This is a genomic window from Actinomadura rubrisoli, from assembly GCF_004349215.1.
In the GTDB taxonomy this organism is placed as follows: Bacteria; Actinomycetota; Actinomycetes; order Streptosporangiales; family Streptosporangiaceae; genus Spirillospora; species Spirillospora rubrisoli.
Genome location: NZ_SMKU01000758.1, coordinates 1 through 846, shown reverse-complemented (window position 1 = coordinate 846; position 846 = coordinate 1). Strand labels below are relative to the sequence as shown.

Here is an 846-nt window from a genome sequence, read left to right as displayed (position 1 = left end):
GTCCGGGGACGGCCGACAGGATCGAGGCGTCCCAGATGCCGTGGTGGGAGGCGCCGTCGGGTCCGGTGATCCCGGCCCGGTCCAGCACGAAGGTCACCGGGAGCCGGTGCAGCGCGACGTCCATCAGCACCTGGTCGAACGCGCGGTTGAGGAAGGTGGCGTAGATGCACACCACCGGGTGCAGCCCGGCCATCGCCAGCCCGGCCGCCGAGCAGACGGCCTGCTGCTCGGCGATGCCGACGTCGAAGACCCGGCCGGGGAAGCGCTCGGCGAACGCGGTCAGGCCGACCGGGTGCGGCATCGCCGCCGTCAGGGCGACCACCCGCGGGCGGCGCTCGCCGATCCGGGTGATCTCCTGACCGAACACGCTAGTCCACGATTCCGCACTTGCCGTGGCCGGTTTGGCGGGCTTGGCGGGCGGACGCCCGGTGGCGGGGTCCAGGACGCCGATGCCGTGCATATGGTCGGCTTGATCCTGTTCGGCCGGGGTGTAGCCGCGGCCCTTCTCGGTGACGCAGTGCACCACCACCGTGCGCCCCAGACCGGCCGCATGCCGCAAGGCCCGCTCCAGCTCTGCCAGGTCATGGCCGTCGACGGGACCGATGTAGGACAGGCCGAGTTGCTCGAAGAGGGACTTGCCCTCGATCGGATGGCCGACGGGCAAGGGCGAGCCCTTGCGGCGATGGCGGTCGCGCAGCCCGGCCAGGTGGTGGGCGATGCCACCGACGGTGGGAGAGTAAGAGCGGCCGTTGTCGTTGAGGACGATGATGACCGGGCGTTCCGGTGCCGCGGCCAGGTTGTTCAGCCCCTCCCACGCCAGTCCCCCGGTCAGCGCCCCGTCACCGA

The 846-nt window shown here is 71.7% G+C and carries 1 protein-coding gene; it reads right to left on the bottom strand.

Annotated features, from left to right (window positions below):
• Window positions 1–846 (bottom strand): 1-deoxy-D-xylulose-5-phosphate synthase N-terminal domain-containing protein (locus E1298_RS47310; protein ID WP_279499839.1); only part of this gene is annotated, 846 nt, incomplete at both ends.